This is a genomic window from Streptomyces poriferorum (genome assembly GCF_019399235.1).
GTDB lineage: Bacteria > Actinomycetota > Actinomycetes > Streptomycetales > Streptomycetaceae > Streptomyces > Streptomyces poriferorum.
The window spans coordinates 1-5704 of the sequence record NZ_JAELVH010000405.1 but is presented as its reverse complement, the minus strand read 5'-3'; the positions used below and the strand labels follow the sequence as shown (position 1 = coordinate 5704).

Sequence of the window (5704 nt, the reverse complement as noted above, 5' to 3'; positions counted from 1 at the left end):
GGGCGCGCTCGCCGTCCCCGAGCCCGCGCCGCGTACCAGCTGATCTCCACCCCGCCCCGCCCGTAACCCGTACGAGCAGGCAGGCACCGGCAGGCGTCCGGCGTCCGCGGCGGGGACCACCTCGCCCCTTCCTCCGCCCAGTCACCCCCGAGGAGCGCCATGACCGAGACTCTCAAGGCTGTGCAGGACATGACGGACATGGCACCCGTCACCGACGTCACTGAAACCTTCCGCCAATGGCAGGAACTGCTCGGCGAACTCAAGGCGAAGATCGACGCCCGTTTCGAGCTCACCCGCGACCCCGCCACCCTCGCCCTCGACTCCTACGGCAACCCGCCCGAGAGCCCCGGCGGTTCGCTGGCCGCCTACAGCGGGCCCGAGATCGACTGGATGGTCCACTCCTGGCTCGGCAACCCCACCCAGGGCTTCGCCAACCTCCATCTGACGGTGTGGCTCGGACCGCACATCCGCGTACCCCACCTGGCCATCGCCCTGCTGTGCTGGCCGGAGGGCTGGTTCTACCTGGACTCCGTGCCCCGTACCAACCTCATCGCCGACGGCGAGGCGTACGACCGCTACTACGCGCCGCTGGAGGAGGAGTGGCTCGAAGTCCGCGACAGCCACCCGAAACTGGACTGGTTCACCAGCCGTGCCGGCTTCATCCGCGCGAGCCTCTCGCCCACCGCGTACTGCTACTCCCTGCCCCGCGACGAAGAGCACATCGACCTCGTGCGCCGGCTCACCCACGCCCACGTGGACCGCTGGCTGGGCTGGGTCGACGCCGCCGAAACCGTTCCGGAGGAGGAGCGCGACGCGCTCGCCGCCGCAGACCTCGCGACCCGTCGCAACATCGCCGAACGCGACCCCGCCAACGTCATGGGCGTGCGCTACTTCGGCCAGGAGACGACGGACCGTCTGGTACGCGGCCTGTGGGGCGGCGACCGCGAACTGCCGAGAGCCCGGTGACCGCCCCCGCGCCGGACACGGCGGTCCGCTCGCTGTGGTGGGCGTGCCGGGTGCCCGGCCTGAAGGACCCCTTCGACACCGCCCACCTGCGCGTCTTCTACCCGGCCCGTCCCACCGGCTCGGACGCCGAGCGGCTGACCGGTGAGCTGCCCGCCGACCCGGCCGGCGCCCCCTACCCCGTCGTCCTGCTGCTGCCCGGAATCAACGTCGGCCAGGACGCCTACCGTTGGCTCGCCGTCGAACTGGCCCGCGCCGGTCTGGTCGCGGTCACCGCCGACCTCGTCGGCGAGCTGTTCGCCGGCAGCCACGGCCTCACACCCGCCGTGGACCTGGAGGCGGCCTCGCCCGCCGGCTGGGGCTCCCGCCCCACGAGTCCGCTCATCGGCGCGCTTGTCGGCGCGCTGGCGGAGCTCGCCCGCCGTGCGCCGCTGGAGGGCCTGCTGGACCTCGACCGGGTGGCACTCGGCGGCCACTCCGCGGGCGGCACCGTCGCCCTCCAGTCCGCCGCCCTGACACCGGGCGTCCGGGCGGTGTTCGCCTACGGCGCCCATACCCTCGTCGCCTCCATGCTCGGCTGGCCGGAGGGCACCGTACTGCCGGTGGGACCGGGACCGCCGGTGCTCCTGCTCTCCGGCGAGCACGACGGGGTCATCGCGGCCAGCGCCGACCGCTACGCGGACGACGACGCCGCCGCCCACGACCCGGTCCTGCGGACCTTCCGGGACGCGGTGCCCGACGCGGGAGGCGCCAGCGCGTGGGCCCGGCTCGCCGGCGCCGGCCACTTCACCGCCTGCCACCCGCACGACCCCACCACCGCCCGCGGTTTCCTGGAGGAGCCCGGCGCCGGCCGGGACGCACCCCGCCCCCTGCTCGGCCGGCTGGTCACCGAGTTCTGCGCGGCGAGGCTGCGCGACGACGCCGCCGCCGGCCACCGCCTCGACGAGCTGCTCAGGCCGCCGCACCCCGGACTGCTCGCCGTTCACCGTCGCTGACCCACCCCACCTCGAACGACCCGAGGAGCGCTTCCCCGCCATGTTCAAGAACTTCTGGTACGCGGTCGAGTTCGCCGACCGCGTCGGCCGCAAACCCGCCAAAGTGGTCTGTCTGGGCCAGAGCCTGGTCCTGTACCGGACCAAGGACGGCCGGCCCGTCGCCCTGTCCGACCTCTGCGCCCACCGCGGCGCCGCTCTCTCCGGCGGCAGCCTCTCCGACGACTGCGTCGTCTGCCCGTACCACGGCTGGCGCTTCGACCCCGAGGGCGCGTGCACGTCGATCCCCGCCAACATGCCCGGCCGCGGGATCCCCAAGAAGGCCCGCGTCGACTCCTACCCCGCGTGTGAACGCTACGGATTCGTCTGGGTGTTCATGGGCGACCTGCCGGAGGCGGAACGCCCCCCGATTCCGGTGTGGCCCGAGTTCGACGACCTGGTCGAGAACGGCGGCAGCTACCGCGTGGTCACCGGCGAGTACCTGTGGAACTCCAACTACGAACGGGTGCTGGAGAACGGCTGCGACATCGCCCACACCCCCTTCGTCCACGGCGCCGCCTTCGGCAACCCCGACCGGCCCGAGGTCGAGGAGTACACCGTCGAACAGCCCGACGAGTGGTCGGCGTTCGCCACCGTATCGATGCACCCGCCGGCGGCCAAGGGCCTGTGGTCCAAGCTCTACGCCGACCGCAAGTCCCAGGGCCAGGAACGCCCGCCGGTGGTCACGACGGCCGGCTGGATGCTCCCCAACCTGGTCAAGCTGCATGTGCGGCTGCCGTTCGGCAACATGATCATCTACGACACCAACATCCCCGTCGACGAGACCACCACCCTCGTCAAATGGGTGGCCCTGCGCGACTTCTTCACCGGCTCCTGGGCCGACGCGAACGCCCGCAAGCGGGTCTACCGCATCTTCGGCCAGGACGCCCCCGTCGTGGACGCGACCCGTCCGGAGCTCCTGCCCGCCGACCTCGGCGCCGAACTCCACCTGCGTTCCGACATGATCTCGGTGGCCTACCGCCGCCGGCGCCAGGAACTCGCCGCCAAGGGCTGGGCCGTGGGGTCCGGCGACCGGATCACCGGCGACGTGCCCGAACGCACCTCCACCGTCATCGCCTCGCCGAGCCGCCGCGACGTGCCCGAGTTCGGGCGCGCCTGGGAGCAGAAGGCCCATGGATTCCACCCGACGGTCGAGAGCGCCGAACAGTCCGCCGCCCAGACGGCCCATACGACCCAGACGGCCCGGAGCGCCGGACCGCGAGCCGCCCAACCGACGGCCGAGAGCACCGACCGGATCGCCGCCCACCCGGAGAGCGAGTGACCACCATGAACAGCGCCCCCGCCCCGGACGCCCCGTCCAGCCCGCCCACCGCACTGTCCCTGCGCATCCTGGACCGCCTGGTCGCCGCCACCCGAGTCACCGAGGTCCCCACCCCCTGGACCGCCCTGACCTCGGCAGCCTTCCCCGGACCGGCCGGCTCCGTCCGCTGCTTCACCGGTGAAGGCCCGGTCGCCTCCGTCGTCCACATCTCCCTGGTGGTCCCGCCCATCGGGCTCGACAGCCACATGGTGTTCGCCTTCGGCGCCGCCGACGACCCGCTGCCCCACTTCACCCTGGACGCCGTGCGGACCGGCGACTCCTACGCCTTCCATCTCGACCTGGTGCAGCGCGCCGACCTCGCCGCCCACGGCGACTACGCCGACCACGTCTACGGACCCCTCACCGCACCGTTCGAGAAGACCGCGGAGATCACCGGAATCACCCCGGCGCACATCGGCCCCCGCCAACGGGCCCTGATGTCACCCTGGATGCTGGCCCACCGCGCGGACGACGCCGCGTTCGCCGAGGTCGGCCCGATCGCCGACGCCTACCTCGACCACTGGCTCGCCCTCGCCGCCGACTTCCCCGCCGAGGCCGCCGACGACGTCGAGCACACCGCCCTCGCCGACCGCGACCACCGGATGCGGGAACTGCTGTTCAGCCCGGAGATCGACGCCGTCTGGGCGCAGGTCGAACGCCTGGTCGGCCCCGCTGTCACGGACGGACTGCGCGCCCTGCTGATCACCGGCCGCCCGGCCGTGGAGGAGACCCCGTGACCGAGAACCAGGCCCAGGCCGAAGCCGCCGGTCCCAGCGTCTGGCAGCAGCGCATCGCCGGCGAATGGCACGGCCGCCCCTCCCTGTTCGACGCCACCGGCACCTGGTGCGGCTACGAGGACATCCGCCGTTCGTCCGAGTACACCGACGGCGCCACCGTCTACCGCATGGACGGCGGCCTCGAAGGCGGCGGCCCGCTCGCCGGCCGGTTCAGGCTCGCCGCCCCGTTCGCCTTCGGCGTCACCGACGCGGACGACAACCGCATCTACGTCGGCCCCGACTTCCACGGCAGCGGACAGCCCTACGGCACCTTCGTCGACGCGCGCTACTACGGGCCGGGCTGGCAGGTGGGACTCAACACCTGGAACCACGTGCTGCCCGACGGCGACACCCAGGTCTACTCCTCGGTGCTCTACCAGGGCTGGACCGTCGTGGGCTGCTTCAACGGCGTCTACCGGCGCACCACCGACCACGACGAGAACCCCGCCACCCGCGATGCGGTCGCCGCCCACCTCGCGGCCGAGACCCGCTGCGGCCCCGTGCCGTGGATCCTGCCCACCAAGCAGTCGGGCACGTTCACGGGGGAGTGCGAGGTGTGGGACGCGCACCAGAAGCGCCTGGGCACCGTCCTCGTCGAGGACCGCCTCACCCCGCTGGACCTGCTGCGCACCGAGCACCACCTCAGCTGGTCCGGAAGCGGACTGGACCGCGAAGCCACCGTCGTCCGCCGCCGCGACGGCACCCGCGAGTTCTGGGAGGGACCCGGTGCCTGGGGCAACGCACAGGCCTTCGGCCGCGCCAACTTCCCGGTCTGGCACTTCGCGGACGGCGGTGCGCAGCGCGTCGTCGGCCGCGAGTACGCGCTCGACGCCACCCCCGGGATGAGCGCCGGCGGCCGGCTCGCCGTCACCTACGAGGTCTTCGACGGGCAGGTACTCACCGCTGTACTGCACGGCGTCCTGGACTGGAGCGCGTCATGACCGCACAGAGCCCCGTCGTGGTCGTCACCGGCGGCACCCGAGGCATCGGCCACGGACTGGCCCGCGCCTTCCTCGACCGTGGCTGCCGCGTCGCCCTGTGCGGACGCACGGCCGACGCCGTACGGGAGGCCGTGGTCCGCCTCGACGCACCGCCGGACCGGCTGATCGGCAGACCCGCCGACGTCACCGACCGCGTACAGCTCGCCGCGCTGTGGGAGGCGGCTCTCGACTCGTTCGGCACCGTTGACGTGTGGATCAACAACGCGGGCGCCGTGACCGCCCGCCGTCCGGTGTGGGAGCTGACCGAGGACGAGGTCGGAGTGGTCGTCGACGCCAACCTGATGGGCGTGACGAACGGTTCGGCCGCGTGTGGAACATGGAGGGCTTCGGCTCGGACGGTCGCGTGCTGCCCGGCCTCGGCGCGTACGGCGCCACCAAGAGCGCCGTCACCTACCTGACCCGCGCCCTCGCCGCCGACCTCCGCGCGCACGCCGCCACGCACCCGCACGACGTGCGGGCCATGGCCCTGTCGCCCGGCATGGTCGTCACCGACGTCCTCACGCACGGATACACCCCGCAGGAGTACGAGAAGGCCCGCAAGGTCTTCGACATCCTGGCCGACACCGTCGAGACCGTGACCCCCTGGCTTGCCGCTCAGGTCCTGTCCGGCCG

Annotated in this window: 5 protein-coding genes and 1 pseudogene; all 6 read left to right on the top strand. The window is 72.7% G+C overall.

Features of this window, described 5'->3' with window-relative positions:
* Positions 1-159: 159 nt before the first annotated feature.
* Entirely contained in the window at positions 160-966 is an 807-nt protein-coding gene (locus JGS39_RS37020) for a hypothetical protein (protein WP_219574158.1), read from the top strand.
* On the top strand, positions 963-1958 hold the full coding sequence (locus tag JGS39_RS37015) for an alpha/beta hydrolase (RefSeq protein WP_219574157.1): 996 nt from the start codon (positions 963-965) through the stop codon (positions 1956-1958). The genes JGS39_RS37020 and JGS39_RS37015 overlap by 4 nt, the downstream gene beginning before the upstream one ends.
* 40 nt (positions 1959-1998) lie before the next feature.
* Positions 1999-3276, top strand: coding sequence for an aromatic ring-hydroxylating dioxygenase subunit alpha (locus tag JGS39_RS37010; protein ID WP_219574155.1), 1278 nt, complete (start codon positions 1999-2001; stop codon positions 3274-3276).
* Complete coding sequence (locus JGS39_RS37005; RefSeq protein WP_219574154.1) at positions 3273-4052, top strand: hypothetical protein; 780 nt, start codon at positions 3273-3275, stop codon at positions 4050-4052. Before JGS39_RS37010 ends, JGS39_RS37005 begins: the two co-directional genes overlap by 4 nt.
* The gene (locus JGS39_RS37000; protein ID WP_219574153.1) at positions 4049-5032 is read left to right on the top strand and encodes a hypothetical protein; all 984 of its coding nucleotides are present in this window, start codon (positions 4049-4051) and stop codon (positions 5030-5032) included. Before JGS39_RS37005 ends, JGS39_RS37000 begins: the two co-directional genes overlap by 4 nt.
* Positions 5029-5704, top strand: a pseudogene (locus JGS39_RS36995) (SDR family oxidoreductase); the annotation flags it as partial. The gene JGS39_RS37000 and the pseudogene JGS39_RS36995, both read left to right, overlap by 4 nt.

Bases quoted from the DNA above. Each gene is read 5' to 3' on its own strand.
- JGS39_RS37020 (WP_219574158.1), top strand. From the start codon at position 160: ATGACCGAGACTCTCAAGGCTGTGCAGGACATGACGGACATGGCACCC.
- JGS39_RS37010 (WP_219574155.1), top strand. From the start codon at position 1,999: ATGTTCAAGAACTTCTGGTACGCGGTCGAGTTCGCCGACCGCGTCGGC.